The organism is Microbulbifer maximicatervae (SeqCode), assembly GCF_052467955.1.
This window is the reverse complement of the sequence record NZ_CP174329.1, coordinates 2,452,360-2,465,962: the sequence shown is the minus strand read 5'-3', so window position 1 is coordinate 2,465,962 and position 13,603 is coordinate 2,452,360. Positions and strand designations below refer to the sequence as shown.

At 52.8% G+C, this 13,603-nt stretch carries 17 protein-coding genes; 1 reads left to right on the top strand and 16 read right to left on the bottom strand.

Going from position 1 to position 13,603, the window contains the following annotated elements; translation table 11 throughout:
• Positions 1-110: 110 nt before the first annotated feature.
• From ACJJI5_RS10690 to ACJJI5_RS10620, 15 genes are all read right to left on the bottom strand, one after another.
• A complete protein-coding gene (locus ACJJI5_RS10690) occupies positions 111-1,091 on the bottom strand; it encodes a malate dehydrogenase (RefSeq protein WP_282932481.1) in 981 nt (326 codons plus the stop codon).
• Between the two features lie 133 nt (positions 1,092-1,224).
• Positions 1,225-1,848: a dUTP diphosphatase gene (locus ACJJI5_RS10685; protein ID WP_444942543.1), complete on the bottom strand. Its 624-nt coding sequence runs from the start codon at positions 1,846-1,848 to the stop codon at positions 1,225-1,227.
• Between the two features lie 27 nt (positions 1,849-1,875).
• Complete coding sequence (locus ACJJI5_RS10680) at positions 1,876-2,652, bottom strand: TatD family hydrolase (protein ID WP_444914004.1); 777 nt, start codon at positions 2,650-2,652, stop codon at positions 1,876-1,878.
• A gap of 7 nt (positions 2,653-2,659) precedes the next feature.
• Complete coding sequence (locus ACJJI5_RS10675) at positions 2,660-3,013, bottom strand: PilZ domain-containing protein (protein WP_413662279.1); 354 nt, start codon at positions 3,011-3,013, stop codon at positions 2,660-2,662.
• 104 nt (positions 3,014-3,117) lie between these two features.
• The gene (locus ACJJI5_RS10670; RefSeq protein WP_413662280.1) at positions 3,118-4,143 is read right to left on the bottom strand and encodes a DNA polymerase III subunit delta'; all 1,026 of its coding nucleotides are present in this window, start codon (positions 4,141-4,143) and stop codon (positions 3,118-3,120) included.
• Positions 4,144-4,190: 47 nt separating this feature from the next.
• Positions 4,191-4,811, bottom strand: coding sequence for a dTMP kinase (gene tmk / locus ACJJI5_RS10665; protein WP_282932477.1), 621 nt, complete (start codon positions 4,809-4,811; stop codon positions 4,191-4,193).
• Positions 4,811-5,842, bottom strand: a complete 1,032-nt coding sequence (gene mltG, locus ACJJI5_RS10660; protein WP_445356311.1) for an endolytic transglycosylase MltG — start codon at positions 5,840-5,842, stop codon at positions 4,811-4,813. Before mltG ends, tmk begins: the two co-directional genes overlap by 1 nt.
• Before the next feature lie 29 nt (positions 5,843-5,871).
• On the bottom strand, positions 5,872-6,642 hold the full coding sequence (locus tag ACJJI5_RS10655) for an aminotransferase class IV (RefSeq protein ID WP_444957914.1): 771 nt from the start codon (positions 6,640-6,642) through the stop codon (positions 5,872-5,874).
• Between the two features lie 45 nt (positions 6,643-6,687).
• On the bottom strand, positions 6,688-7,929 hold the full coding sequence (fabF, locus tag ACJJI5_RS10650; RefSeq protein WP_444957915.1) for a beta-ketoacyl-ACP synthase II: 1,242 nt from the start codon (positions 7,927-7,929) through the stop codon (positions 6,688-6,690).
• 191 nt (positions 7,930-8,120) lie between these two features.
• Positions 8,121-8,357 (bottom strand): acyl carrier protein, encoded by a 237-nt coding sequence (gene acpP / locus ACJJI5_RS10645; RefSeq protein ID WP_020415205.1) that lies wholly within the window; start codon positions 8,355-8,357, stop codon positions 8,121-8,123.
• A 225-nt stretch (positions 8,358-8,582) separates the two neighbouring features.
• Positions 8,583-9,326, bottom strand: a complete 744-nt coding sequence (gene fabG, locus ACJJI5_RS10640; protein ID WP_444894745.1) for a 3-oxoacyl-ACP reductase FabG — start codon at positions 9,324-9,326, stop codon at positions 8,583-8,585.
• Between the two features lie 56 nt (positions 9,327-9,382).
• On the bottom strand, positions 9,383-10,327 hold the full coding sequence (gene fabD, locus ACJJI5_RS10635; RefSeq protein ID WP_444893644.1) for an ACP S-malonyltransferase: 945 nt from the start codon (positions 10,325-10,327) through the stop codon (positions 9,383-9,385).
• Between the two features lie 50 nt (positions 10,328-10,377).
• Entirely contained in the window at positions 10,378-11,436 is a 1,059-nt protein-coding gene (gene plsX, locus ACJJI5_RS10630) for a phosphate acyltransferase PlsX (RefSeq protein ID WP_445356235.1), read from the bottom strand.
• Between the two features lie 3 nt (positions 11,437-11,439).
• Positions 11,440-11,634 carry a 50S ribosomal protein L32 gene (rpmF, locus tag ACJJI5_RS10625; RefSeq protein WP_108733564.1) on the bottom strand — a complete coding sequence of 65 codons (195 nt, stop codon included), beginning with the start codon at positions 11,632-11,634 and terminating at the stop codon, positions 11,440-11,442.
• Positions 11,635-11,707: 73 nt separating this feature from the next.
• Complete coding sequence (locus ACJJI5_RS10620; protein ID WP_108733565.1) at positions 11,708-12,250, bottom strand: YceD family protein; 543 nt, start codon at positions 12,248-12,250, stop codon at positions 11,708-11,710.
• A gap of 106 nt (positions 12,251-12,356) precedes the next feature.
• Between ACJJI5_RS10620 and ACJJI5_RS10615 the strand changes: the two genes are divergently transcribed.
• The gene (locus ACJJI5_RS10615; protein ID WP_445356234.1) at positions 12,357-12,953 is read left to right on the top strand and encodes a Maf family protein; all 597 of its coding nucleotides are present in this window, start codon (positions 12,357-12,359) and stop codon (positions 12,951-12,953) included.
• Here the strand turns inward: ACJJI5_RS10615 and ACJJI5_RS10610 are convergent.
• Entirely contained in the window at positions 12,950-13,591 is a 642-nt protein-coding gene (locus ACJJI5_RS10610) for an HAD-IA family hydrolase (RefSeq protein ID WP_282932471.1), read from the bottom strand. The genes ACJJI5_RS10615 and ACJJI5_RS10610 overlap by 4 nt on opposite strands.
• Positions 13,592-13,603: the final 12 nt, after the last annotated feature.

Here is a 13,603-nt window from a genome sequence, read left to right as displayed (position 1 = left end):
TTTCCTGGTCCGGGCCGGGGTTTACAAAATTCAGGCATAAAAAAACCCACACCTCAGTGTGGGTTTTTGGGAGAGGTCTGCGGCCAAGGCCTGGGACCTGTCACTCCCTATTACGGCAGCAGGTGTGCTACTGCATCACGCTCTTCCGCCAGCTCCTGCTCGGTAGCAGACATTTTCTCGCGGGAGAAGTCGTTGATGTCAACGCCTTGAACAATTTCCCAGTCGCCGTCTTTGCAAGTGCAAGGGAAAGAGTAAATCAGGCCTTCCTGAATACCGTAAGAACCATCGCTGAATACAGCCATGCTGGTCCAGTCACCTTCAGCGGTGCCCAGAGCCCAATCGCGCATATGGTCGATGGCAGCGTTGGCAGCGGAAGCCGCAGAGGAAGCACCGCGCGCCTTGATGATAGCTGCACCGCGCTGTTGAACAGTCGGGATGAAGTCGTTTTCGTACCATTCCTGCTCCACTTTATCCATGGCTGCAGCACCGGAAACCTTCACTTGGTGCAGGTCTGGGTACTGAGTGGAAGAGTGGTTGCCCCAAATGGTCATATGGGTGATGTCGTTAACACTGGAATCAGTTTTGTTTGCCAGCTGAGACAGAGCGCGGTTGTGATCCAGACGGGTCATCGCGGTGAAGTTACGCGGGTCCAGGTCTGGCGCATTGCGCTGAGCGATCAGGGCATTGGTGTTAGCCGGGTTGCCAACAACCAGTACTTTTACGTTACGAGAAGCAACGTCGTTCAGGGCTTTACCCTGTGCAGAGAAGATAGCAGCGTTAGCTTCCAGCAGGTCCTTACGCTCCATACCCGGTCCACGGGGACGCGCGCCTACCAGCAAAGCGTAATCTGCATCTTTGAACGCAACAGTAGCATCATCGGACTGAACGATACCCGCGAGCAGCGGGAAAGCGCAGTCTTCAAGCTCCATAGCAACGCCTTTCAGCGCTTCCAATGCCGGAGTGATTTCCAGCAATTGCAGAATAACCGGCTGATCTTTGCCCAGCATTTCGCCAGAGGCGATGCGGAACAGCAACGAATAGCTAATCTGACCGGCAGCGCCGGTAACAGCAACACGTACAGGTGCTTTCACGATAGTTCTCCCTCGTTTGTAAGCGGCCGCATTATAGGGCCTCGCGAGTAAATTTCATCTTACACAAGCGAAATAGCGGCTCAATTTGTATGACAAAACCTCTCAGACTGTATTGGACACTCTTTGCGAGTGATTATGTCAGCGCCAATTCCCGGTAACGCGTCTGCAGTGCCTTGTAAACCTGGTCACTGTAATCAGCAGCAGATGAGTCCAAAAGTCCGGCAATTTCCGCTAGGTGTTCATTGTCTTCACGGCCCGCCCAGTTTTTTACATAGCTGCCATCTTTGTAGCCGTTATCCTGACGGAATCGGTTGAGTACATTTTTACCAACATATCGCTGGTACAACTCAGCAAAAGACATTTCTGCATCGGCCAATAGTTGAGCAAAGCCAGCAACATCAAACTGTTTGGTGGCCAGGGTGTTCAAGGTGAAAGACTCGAGGTTTTCACGGAAATCACCCGCCGTACGCTCGGAACCGGCAAACTCCTTCAGCATGATCTCAGCCACTTCCTGAGGAGAGCCTTTTTGCAATTCAAGGCTCAAACCGAAATGCCAGATATCCACCAATTCAAGCTTCACCTGATCCATTTCTGGAAGTTGCTTCTTCCACCACTTCCAACCGTAATGGTCTAACAACTCTGCACTTTCTACCCAAATAGCGCGGTACCAGGCAAAGTTTTGCTCACGCCAGTTTTCATTTACTACTGTATTAATCTGGTCTTGCAGAGTCAGCATGACTTGCAACTGCTGCTTCATCATAGGGGAACATCCAATAGACCCGGATCAAACTGCCCGGGGGAATAATCTGAAAAAGTTTTCTGAGGTGATTTCGGCCAGCTCTTCGTAGGGAATACCGCGTAAATCAGCGATAAATTCTGCCACTTCACGCACATAGGCCGGAATATTGGGCTTACCCCGATAGGGCACTGGAGCCAAATAAGGGGAGTCAGTCTCAACGAGCAACCGATCCAAAGGCAGCCTGCGGGCGACATCCCGCAGCTCCTCGGCATTTTTAAAGGTCACGATGCCGGACAAAGAAATATAATAATTGAGATCCAGGGCAGCCTTGGCCATATCCCAGCTCTCGGTAAAACAGTGCAGAACACCTGCGGTATTGGTATTACCGTGCTCTTTAATGAGAGCAATAGTATCTTCCCGCGCATCTCTCGTATGCACAATAACCGGAAGCTCTGCCTGCCCCGCCGCTTTCAGGTGTGCAATAAAGCTCTGCTGCTGGATTTCCTGGGTGTCAGTGCTGTAGTAGTAATCCAGGCCTGTCTCCCCCAATGCAACAACATTAGGCTGGTTAGCCATTTCTACCAGTCGCTCAACATCCGCCATGCCGGAGTCGACATCCAGCGGGTGCACACCAACGGAACAGACTACGTCCTCGTAGCGGGATGCGATTTCAACAACCGCATCGGCGTTTTCCAAACTGATACCGACACAGAGGAACTTGCCAACACCGCGACTGCGGGCCAGGTCCAATACAGCATCCAGATCGCCATCAAATTTATCGAGCTTAAGTCTGTCCAGGTGACAGTGAGAATCAACAAGCATTAGAGAGTTACAACGTATGGGTTGGGCGGCTGGATTCTAAGGTTCCCGCCAAGTGGGTTTCAATCTTGTTTTGCGCGATATTGTCCTTATCGCCAAATTGAACTCCGATTCCGGGAGTGCGGTTGCCTTGAGCACCATTGGGCGTAATCCAGATCACTTTACCGGCAACCGGAATCTTTTCCGGCTCATCCATTAAGCTCAGAAGCAGAAAAACCTCATCGCCAAGGTTGTACGATTTATCCGTACTGATAAATAAGCCACCATTCTTTACGAAGGGCATATAGGCCGCATAGAGCACAGATTTATCCTGGATTTTCAGTGACAGGATGCCGTTGCGGGCACCGCCTCCCATGGCTTTCATGGACAACCTCAATGTTTATATTTCTAAATGATGCGCTAACTTATCTAAGCCCGCTGCCTGTGTCCAGGCAACGTCAATTACCCTACCCGACTTGTGCAAGACGCCTAAGCAAAAAGCTTCGCCCAACGAATAAATAATTCTTCCAGCAGCAAACGACGATTGGGGTTAGCTGTGCCCAGTAACCCTTTCCGCGCCTGAAGCAAATGATCGTAGAACGCAAATACTGGCTGCAAGCTTTGCTCACTCGACCCCGGCAACCTCTGCAAAAGAACCATTAGCTGGGCATCTCCACTGAGATCACAACTGCGAATCTGCACCATCTGGGTTAACCAGTGCTGCCAGAAAAGCAGTAGCTGAACCAATTCAACACCCTCGGCCGGTGTTTCCCAACGGCCCGCTGTAGAGACTGAACTTGCCGTACCCTGAGCTACAGCAACCAAATCTTTAAAAAACTGCTCGCGGACTTCTCTCGACTTGGGCTCGGCCAGCTCCGCCGCCAATAATGGTGCCCCGCCTGCCAGAGTTAAGACACGCTGTGCCAGCGGCTCTTCCAGCCCATTGCTGTATAGCCACTGTAGCGCCACCTCTCCAGTTGGGGGCGGAAAAGCTATAGATTGACAGCGACTTCGGATGGTTGGCAAAAGGCCTGTGGGGGCATCGGTGATCAACACAAAGATAACGGAGGGTGCCGGCTCTTCCAGGTTTTTCAACAGGGCATTGGCTGCGTTGACATTCATCGCCTCCGCCGGCGACAAACAAACCAGACGCGCCCCGCCCCGCCCACTGGTGCGGGAAACAAAGTTGCCCAGCTGACGGATCTGTTCCACTTTCAGTGGGCCACCGGGCTTTTCAGGTTCAACTTGTAGGAAATCAGGATGCGAGCCAGCCATCCACAACCGACAATCCTTACACTCTCCACAGGCCTGACCTGCCCTCGGTTGTTCACATAGGGCCAACGCGGTAAAAGCAGCCGCGAATTGTCGCTTTCCCAACCCCTCCGGGCCAGTCAGCAGCAAAGCGTGCGGGCAGCGGCCCGCCTGCAACTGCAACCCCAACCGCTGCCATTGCTCGGAGTGCCAGGGAAGAGGTACCGGTATCGATTTATACTCAAAAGTTTCAGGCACAGACATCAGCCACAATTCTTATCATTTAAAAATAGATTCTGGGGCAAGATAGCTTAAAGCAACAGCTCCAATTGCTTGGCTAGATCCATCTGCACCTGTTCCAGAGATTGGCCGGCATCCACAACCGCGTAACGGGCAGGCGCAGCTTCAGCTCGATCGCGATAAGCCGCACGCACCCGCTGAAAAAACTCCAGGTGCTCACTCTCAAACCGATCCGCTTCCCCAGTGCGTGCAGCTCGCTGTAGCCCCACTTCTGGGTCGAGATCCAATAAAAGCACTTTATCTGGGCGCAAATCCCCTTGAACTGTCTGCTCCAACTGCTCGATCAACTGTCGATCCAGTCTGCGACCACCGCCTTGGTAGGCATAGGTTGCATCGGTGAAGCGATCACAGATCACCCAATCCCCACGTTTTAAGGCGGGCAGTATAACCTGAGACAGATGTTGCGCGCGGGCGGCAAACACCATCAATAATTCCGCCGTGGGATCAACGGATTCATCCCGTTTGGCCAATAACAGCTCGCGCAGCTGTTCTGCCAATGGGGTGCCTCCCGGCTCCCGGGTTTGGATAAAGTTAATATTGTGCTTTTTGAGCCACTCGGTGATGAAGAGTAAATTGGTAGATTTCCCCACCCCCTCTACACCCTCGAGGGTGATGAACTTGCCGTGCGACACTAATTCTTTCCTTTTGCCGGACTCGATCGGTAATCCGCGCGCCTTTTCAGCTGATACTCCCGCACCGCACGGTTGTGCTCTGTCAGAGTCGCTGAGAAATGATGAGATCCATCCCCTTTGCCAACAAAATACAAGCTCTTGCCAGGCTTTGGATTTAAAGCGGCCCGAATTGCCGCTCGCCCAGGTAAGGCAATCGGCGTAGGGGGAAGGCCATTAATAACATAAGTATTATAAGGTGTTGCCTGGCGCAGGTGTGTACGGGTCAGATTTCCGTCAAAGTCCTCACCCAAGCCATAAATTACGGTGGGGTCTGTCTGCAAACGCATACCTTTATTGAGCCTGCGTACAAAAACACCGGCTATTTCACTGCGCTCAGATGGCTGCCCTGTCTCTTTCTCGATAATTGAAGCCATGATTAAGGCTTCATAGGGCGACTTATAGGGCAGATCATCCCCTTTTGATTGCCACTCCTCATCCAGTACCTTCTGCATCCGATCATAGGCCTGACGCAGCAGCTCAATATCTGTAGTACCGGACCGATAGACGTAAGTATCCGGGAAAATCCAACCCTCGACCTCATCTTCCTTTAAACCCAAAGCCCGGGCAGCGGCACTGACATTGCTCCCCTCTTCGGACTGAACGATTCTTTCACCGGAGCGGATTTGTCGCAGGGCCTGGCGAAAGGTCCAGCCCTCTAATAGCGTAATGCGATAGCGGGTAACTTCACCGCGATTCAGGCGTGCAATCAAGTCCCGCGCGTTACTGCCAAAGGGAACTAAATACTCGCCGGAATGGATTTCTGTTGTGCCCTCCCAATAGGCATAGGCGAGAAGTATTTGCGGCCACTGGATTATCCCTTCGCCCTGCAGGCTTCGCAGCGTCCGGGACAAACTTCCGCCCTTTTCCACCTGAAGCGTAAGTCCATCTTGTGCAATCGGCAGGGGGGATTCCAAGGCTTCCTTTGCCACGTATAGAGAGGCAACTGCAACCAAGCAGGCCAATACCAGCCCACCAAATAACAGCTTCAACACTCTCCAAGCGAAACTCGCTTGCTTTTTCTTCACCACAATTTATCCAATATCAGCTTCTGTAGCTTGCGGGTCTCGACACCCACAGGCCAATTTTTGTAACCGATTACCTCTACCACCGGTAATACACCTCGAACACTGTTGCAGAGAGCCAGCTCATCGGCCTCACAGAGTTCGGAAAGCTCCATGTCTTCCTCTTGCCAGTGGATATGGCTCGAGAGCCACTGCCGCATCACACCATGAACACCACACCGGTGCAGGGATGGAGTCATCCACTTCCCACCAAATCGGGCCAGGATATTACAGCGCAGGGTTTCGATGACCCTTCCCGCCGAATCCAGCATCAATCCATCGAGAAATTGCCCCACCGGCAGCTCCGCTTTTGCCGCATTATATCGGTTACGGAGTAAAGTTTTGCAGCCCTGGTTCGAATTACTACCGATCGGCAAGCTCGTCGAACAAGGAAAAAGGCTAGTGCCCACCTGCCCCTCAGCAGTTTCAATCAGCGGCCGCAGCACCAAATCCCAACATTGCTGCCCGCGCACACTGCCAACACGCAGGCGCGCAATCGCCTCAGACCAGCGACAGCCGGCTGTCAATTTTAACGTCGACTGCTCAATTTCTCCCAGACAGGCCTCATCCAACACTCCCGAACGCTCCAGGCGAGCGCGGTGGAAAGACCAAAGCGGTAGACCTTTGTTGTGACAGCGCATTGTTTCGAGGATTCCACCCGAGTAATCAGCATCATCTGGCAACTGATCAACGGCCAGCCCCCGAAAGTACATTTGAGGTAACTGGTACATGGAACTCCCAAGGCAGGTGTGCCCACCTCGCGGTGGGCACGGGAATCAGACTCGCTTGAATATCAGTGACCCATTGGTGCCACCGAAACCAAAGGAATTGGATAGGACTGCATTGATTGCCATCGGCTGGGCCTCTTGGGGCACCAGGTTAATACCGGCACAGGCCTCATCCGGAGAGAAGAGATTGATAGTGGGGGGCGCAACCTGGTCGCGCAATGACAATACCGAGAAAACGGCTTCAATAGCACCGGCAGCCCCCAGCAGGTGACCGGTCATCGACTTGGTAGAACTCACAGCGAGGGAGTCCGTCACCCCCGCGAATACTTTTTTAACCGCCAGGATCTCAGCTGTGTCTCCCAGCAGAGTAGAAGTGCCATGAGCATTGATATACTGGATATCACTTGGGCTCATACCGGAATCTCTCAGGGCATTTTCCATTGAGAGAGCAGCGCCAGCGCCATCTTCCGGAGGAGAGGTCATGTGGTGGGCATCACCGCTCATACCAAAGCCAGCTACTTCTGCATAAATCTTGGCTCCGCGAGCGACTGCATTTTCGTACTCTTCCAAAACGAGTACCGCAGACCCTTCACCCAGTACAAAACCATCACGGTCTTTATCCCATGGGCGGCTTGCTGATTGCGGATCATCATTGCGGGTGGACAGCGCCCTTGCCGCACAGAAACCGCCGAGCCCTACCGGGGTGGTAACCATTTCTGCACCACCACATACCATCACATCGGCATCACCGTGCTGAATCGCACGAACGCCGAGGCCAATCGCATGGGTTCCTGTGGTACAGGCTGTTGTCACTGCCAGATTGGGGCCTTTGAGGCCATATTTAATCGAGAGGTTACCCGCAACCATATTAATGATGGCGCCAGGTACAAAGAAAGGTGATACACGGCGAGGGCCTTTTTCGGCAATCAGCAATGAATTATCTTCGATAGCCAGGATACCGCCCATACCAGAGCCAATACAGGTACCCACGCGCGGACCCAGCTCTTCGGTTACCTCCAGGCCGCTATCTTGCATAGCCTGAATACCGGCAACCAGTCCGTACTGCAAGAAAGTATCCATCTTGCGCGCTTCTTTTGCGGGCATGTATGGCGTGGGATCAAAATCCTTTACAGTAGCGGCGAAGCGGGTTGAAAAAGCCGAGACATCAAATGTCTCAATCGGAGCAGCACCATTAGCTCCCTGTAGTACCCCAGACCAAGTATCCTCTAGGGTGTTACCTAACGGGCTAACGACTCCCATTCCGGTTACAACAACTCTTCTTTGCGACACTGCGCTCCCCCCTGAAATTTTCTGCTACCGTCCTTCACCAATGTAGTTAAAAGAACAACATCCGGTCAGCAGTCACAATTCCGTAGTACCAATAACAAGAAAGCCGCGCTATGAAACATAGAACGGCTTTCAGAATCGCTCGGCTAGGTACAGCATATTGAGCTGCCCGTGCCTAAACTACCCAGCAGGAATTAACCAAGGTTATCCTTGATGTAATCCATTGCCAGCTGAACAGTAGTGATTTTTTCAGCTTCTTCATCGGGAATTTCAGTTTCGAATTCCTCTTCCAAAGCCATAACCAGCTCAACTGTGTCGAGTGAGTCAGCGCCCAGATCTTCAACAAAAGAGGCTTCAGGCTTAACGTCTTCTTCCTTAACGCCCAGTTGTTCAGCAACGATCTTTTTAACGCGCTCTTCAATGCTGCTCATGATTCAATTTAACTCCTAGTGGGTAAAAATCTGTTTTAGTCGCTATTGTTTTTCACCGTATCCAATGTTGTTGGTGATAACGACCGGCTCACACAGCTTTTGGATAATTCAGAGGCCATTGTACCCCAAGTTTTTCGGGATGTAATGTGCGGCCCCTCAACACCATCAGCAAAAACATAAATATCTCTAAAATCAATAAGTTAAAGAGACATTTTGAAACACAAACTACGCCATGTACATACCGCCATTGACATGAATTGTCTCGCCGGTGACATAGCCTCCCGCATCACTCGCCAGGAAGGAAACCACCGAAGCAATTTCTTCCGGCTTCCCGAGCCTCGCGAGAGGAATCTTACCCAGAAGCAACTCGCGTTGCGCTTCAGGCAAGACTTTTGTCATATCAGTATCAATAAAGCCGGGGGCTACGGTATTAACCGTGATTCCTCGGGAGCCCACCTCTGAAGCCAGGGAGCGGGCGAACCCTCCCACACCAGCTTTGGTCGCCGCATAATTGCTCTGACCGGCATTACCCATACTTCCTACGACGGAGCTGATATTAATAATCCGTCCCCATCGCGCCTTGGTCATATCGCGCAGGCAAGCCTTACTCATGCGATAGACCGCGGTCAAATTCGTATTGACGACTGAATCCCACTCGTCATCCTTCATGCGCATCAACAAGTTGTCCTTGGTGATGCCAGCATTATTAACCAATATCGCAGGAGCACCAAACTCATTTTTTATCGCTGCATGAAGCTCGGAAACACTTTCCGCATTGCCCACATCCAGAACTTTACCGGCACCTGCGATACCGGCTTCTGCGAAGCGGGCGCTTATTTTTTCAGCACCGGATTCGCTGGTGGCAGTACCAATAACTGTGGCACCCATTCCACCGAGCATATCTGCAATTGCCGCACCAATACCGCGACTTGCACCTGTCACCAAGGCAACTTTACCCTCAAGGGACATCTGTAAGGTCATTCTCACTTATCCTTATTCGACTTCTGGACTACTTTTTGAGCGATTTATACCGCTGTAGCTCGCAGAGCTTCATTAAAGTTACTGGGGCTATCGATTGCGTGACAGGAAACACTTCGGTCGACACGTTTGATCAGGCCAGATAAAACCTTACCCGGACCACACTCAACCATTTGCTCCACTCCGGAGCCAATAATTTTTTGTGCGCAGGCAGTCCAGCGAACCGGGCGATAAATCTGCTCGATCATCAGGGTCTTAATTTTTTCCGGATCCGATTCAAGCTCAGCGTGGACATTGTGCACGATGGGTATTTCCGGCGCGTTAAATTCTGTCGCCTCTATTTGAGGGGTCAGCTTTTCCGCCGCGGGACGCATCAGCTCAGTGTGGAATGGAGCACTGACCGGAAGAGGCATAGCCTTCTTTGCACCGGCAGCTTTACAGGCTTCGATGGCGCGCTGCACCGCCGCGCTACTTCCCGCAATAACAATCTGGCCGGGAGAGTTGTAATTCACCGCAGCGACTATTTCATCCTCAGCAGAAGCAGCACAAGCTTCTTCGACAGCTGCATCATCAAGACCGATGATCGCAGCCATAGCGCCCTCCCCTACAGGAACCGCCTCTTGCATCAAGCGGCCGCGCTCGCGAACCAAATGAACCGCATCTTTAAACGCCAGAACGCCAGAGCACACCAGTGCTGACCACTCGCCCAAACTGTGACCGGCCATGAATGCAGGCTGGGCACCGCCGCGAGAGCGCCACATGCGATAAAGGGCAACACTGGAAGTCAGTAAGAGAGGCTGGGTACGCTGGGTGAGATTAATGGCTTCCTGCTCACCATTCTGGCACAGGTCCCAGAGGTCATAGCCGAGCACATTGGATGCTTCGGCAAAAGTGGCCTGAATTTCAGGCGCCTCTTGGGCAATCTCAGAGAGCATACCTATTTTCTGGGAACCCTGCCCCGGAAAGACAAATGCGAGTGCGGCATTGGTCATAAGATATCCTTAACCTAAATGTGGCTGATTTCAGTAAGGGAAACTGCTTTTTACCCTTCATCCATGGAGCGTCTTTCGCCGGATTGTGCCATAGCGGCATCGACCCTGGCTGCCAGGTCAGCATCGGCACACTCCTTCGCCGTAACCATCGCCCGATAAAAAGCTTCGCTGCTGGCACCGCCGTGACTCTTGATCACGTTGCCCTTTACCCCTACAAAGCTGGCGCCATTATAGCGAGCAGGTTCCACCTGTGTACGCCATTTTCGCAACAGCTTTATGGCCAATTGGCCAAAAAAACGCTTGAAACACCCTCTTTTCTCGATTGTGAACGCTTTTTGACCCATTAGTCGAATCACACCCTCGGCAGATTTCATCGCGACATTACCCATCAGGCCGTCGCAAACAACCACATCTACCGAGCCGGTAAAAATATCATGCCCCTCAACAAAGCCAACATAATTGACCCCGGGGTCCGCATCGAGCAGCTCCGCTGCACGGCGTATTTCGGCGCTACCCTTATGTGCTTCCGCCCCAATATTGAGCAGCGCCACCTTTATATCCTTCACACTCTTGCGGGCAGTATGAATCCGCTGAGCCTCTATCCCCATACGGGCGAACTGAAGCAAATCCTCAGCACTGCAATCCACATTGGCACCAAGGTCCAAAAGATAGCAGGAACCCATACCTGAAGGTACAGACTTACCGAGCGCCGGCTTCCTAACACCTTGGATATTACCGAGAATACTGCGACTCAACGCCAACAAAGCGCCGGTATTGCCGGAGGTAACTGCAGCTTGCACATCTCCCGATGCAACACTCTTCAGGGCCATCGCCATGGTTGAATCGCGCTTATGGCGAACAGCCTGCAACGGATTGCACTCTTGAGTGATGACTTGCCCGCAATGGATAATTTCGAGACGGCGGGTAACGCGGCGGCGATGGCGCTGCAACTCTTGATGAACCAGAGCTTGAAGCTCTGCGCGCGGGCCAAATAGCTTTAGCTGCGCTTCAGGGAAGTTTTGAAGAAATCTAATACATGCCGGAACGACAGAGCGGGGACCTAAGTCCCCGCCCATTGCATCCACGGCCAATCGCAATTGGCTGGACAAAGCTTACTCTTCTTCAGAGCCGCCGCTAACTTCGATCACTTTGCGACCACGGTAGAAACCGTCTTTGGTCACGTGGTGACGACGGTGCTTTTCACCGGTAGTCGGATCGACGGAAAGGGTAGCACCTGCGCCCAGCGCATCGTGGGAACGGCGCATACCGCGACGGGAACGAGTCTTCTTGTTTTGTTGAACAGCCATTGCTAGCTCCTAAAATAAACAAATTTCGCTGGAACCGGGGCGCCTACCGGCGAGCCCAAACTCATCGGGAAACCTAGGATTTACCCGACGAACCCTTCAACTGCTCCAGCACTTTAAAGGGGTTTGCCTGTTGCTCATCCGCCTCGGCAACCTCGCCACCAAAATGAAAGCTCTCCTTGGAGACACATTCTTCCTGGTGATAAGCCACCATTGGCAAATTGAGCAAAATTTCATCTTCAAGGATCTGGTGCAAGTCCAGCTCATCGCCGTCCTGGATCACCGGGTCCAGATCTTTGGGCAGGGCCTTACCCTGCTCCTCAGTCCATACGATACCCCAGCTAAACTGTGCCTCGATCTGCTCATGGACCGGTGACAAACAGCGCTGACACAAGAGGTCAACTGCAAGTTGAACCTTGCCGCTCACCGTTTGGTGACCTTGCAAGTCTCGCTCAAACTGCAATTCAGCAGAAATCTCTCCGTGGACAGACTCAACTGCGCTACCAACCCGAGGCAGGGACTCCAACGGCAAAACACCATCGAGCAACTGCTCTCGCTGTACCAATTTCCGAGCATCAATGCTCTTTGGCAATACTGATTTAGAGGGGGCTATCGACATAAGCGCGCAATTCTATGGACTCACCTTAGCCTTGTCAAAACAAATCAGGCATTGCAGTATCGCCCGGTCACAAACCACTATTCGACCCAGCGGAAAATCCACCAGAATGCCCCACCCTCTGATACTAGCCTCCAGCTCTCCTTACCGCAGAACCCTACTACAACAGCTTGGCATCCCCTTTCAGCAGGATTCGCCCCATATAGATGAAGCACCACAGGCGGGGGAAGCGCCAGCTGCACTCGCCCTGCGCCTCGCCACAGAGAAAGCGCGCGCCCTGACAGGCCGCCACCCGAAATCACTGATTATCGGTTCGGACCAGGTTGCCTCTTGCGACGGCCAAATACTTGGCAAGCCAGGCAGCAGGGAGCGCGCCATCGCCCAGCTGCAAGCCTGCAATGGCAAAAAAGTGATATTCCACACCGGCTTGAGCCTACTGAATAGCGCAAGCGGAGAGCAGTTGGGCGATACGGAAACCTTCACTGTCTACTTTCGGCAGTTGAGCACAGAGCAAATTGAACGATATGTAGAGCTGGAACAACCTTACGATTGCGCCGGCTCTTTTAAGGTGGAAGGGCTAGGTATCGCCCTGTTTGAAAGGCTTGAAGGAGCAGATCTCAACACCCTGGTAGGGCTGCCACTAATCCGCCTTACCGATATGCTGAACCACTTTGGCATAGATCCATTGGGCCCGCAGGCCACTTAAAGGAGTGGCGGCCAGCGGAGCAGCTCAGAGAAACGATCGATAACAACCTTGGGGCCACACCCCTGCAGTCGGGTTGGGCAATGTGCGCCATAGCTCACCCCGATAGAGGGCATACCGATCGCCGCCGCCATTTCCAGGTCGTATACGGTATCCCCTACCATTACCGCCTGCTCCGGACCGGTTCCGGTCTCATGTAGCAACTCATTCAGCATCAGCGGGTCAGGCTTGGAAGCGGTCTCATCCGCACAACGACTGGCGGCAAACAAGTGGCCGAGGCCGTGCTCCTCAAATTCCCGATTGAGCCCCTGCCGACTCTTCCCGGTCGCTACCGCCAACTGGTGACCACCGCACAGCAACTGGTCCAGGGTATCCAGGACTCCCTCAAATAACGGCAGGGGTTCAACCCGGGCCGCCATCCACTCATCAAAGTAAAGTTGGCGCAACGTGAGTTTTTCCTCACTGGCAGCCTCCGGAAACAGAGAGGATATCGCCTCCGGCAGACCAAGCCCGATGATGTTGCTAACCGCCTCCGGGGCAAGCACCGGCAAACCGGCTCTATCTGCCGCCCGCAACATACAATCGACGATACGCGCCTCAGAATTACAAACCGTCCCGTCCCAATCGAGGATTACCAACATAACAAAAGAACG

Excerpts from the sequence above, each read along its gene's own strand:
- ACJJI5_RS10685 (WP_444942543.1), bottom strand. The coding sequence starts at position 1,848 with ATGAAGCAGCAGTTGCAAGTCATGCTGACTCTGCAAGACCAGATTAAT.
- ACJJI5_RS10680 (WP_444914004.1), bottom strand. The coding sequence starts at position 2,652 with ATGCTTGTTGATTCTCACTGTCACCTGGACAGACTTAAGCTCGATAAA.
- ACJJI5_RS10675 (WP_413662279.1), bottom strand. The coding sequence starts at position 3,013 with ATGAAAGCCATGGGAGGCGGTGCCCGCAACGGCATCCTGTCACTGAAA.
- ACJJI5_RS10670 (WP_413662280.1), bottom strand. The coding sequence starts at position 4,143 with ATGTCTGTGCCTGAAACTTTTGAGTATAAATCGATACCGGTACCTCTT.
- ACJJI5_RS10655 (WP_444957914.1), bottom strand. The coding sequence starts at position 6,642 with ATGTACCAGTTACCTCAAATGTACTTTCGGGGGCTGGCCGTTGATCAG.
- acpP (WP_020415205.1), bottom strand. The coding sequence starts at position 8,357 with ATGAGCAGCATTGAAGAGCGCGTTAAAAAGATCGTTGCTGAACAACTG.
- fabG (WP_444894745.1), bottom strand. The coding sequence starts at position 9,326 with ATGTCCCTTGAGGGTAAAGTTGCCTTGGTGACAGGTGCAAGTCGCGGT.
- fabD (WP_444893644.1), bottom strand. The coding sequence starts at position 10,327 with ATGACCAATGCCGCACTCGCATTTGTCTTTCCGGGGCAGGGTTCCCAG.
- rpmF (WP_108733564.1), bottom strand. The coding sequence starts at position 11,634 with ATGGCTGTTCAACAAAACAAGAAGACTCGTTCCCGTCGCGGTATGCGC.
- ACJJI5_RS10620 (WP_108733565.1), bottom strand. The coding sequence starts at position 12,250 with ATGTCGATAGCCCCCTCTAAATCAGTATTGCCAAAGAGCATTGATGCT.
- ACJJI5_RS10615 (WP_445356234.1), top strand. The coding sequence starts at position 12,357 with ATGCCCCACCCTCTGATACTAGCCTCCAGCTCTCCTTACCGCAGAACC.
- ACJJI5_RS10610 (WP_282932471.1), bottom strand. The coding sequence starts at position 13,591 with ATGTTGGTAATCCTCGATTGGGACGGGACGGTTTGTAATTCTGAGGCG.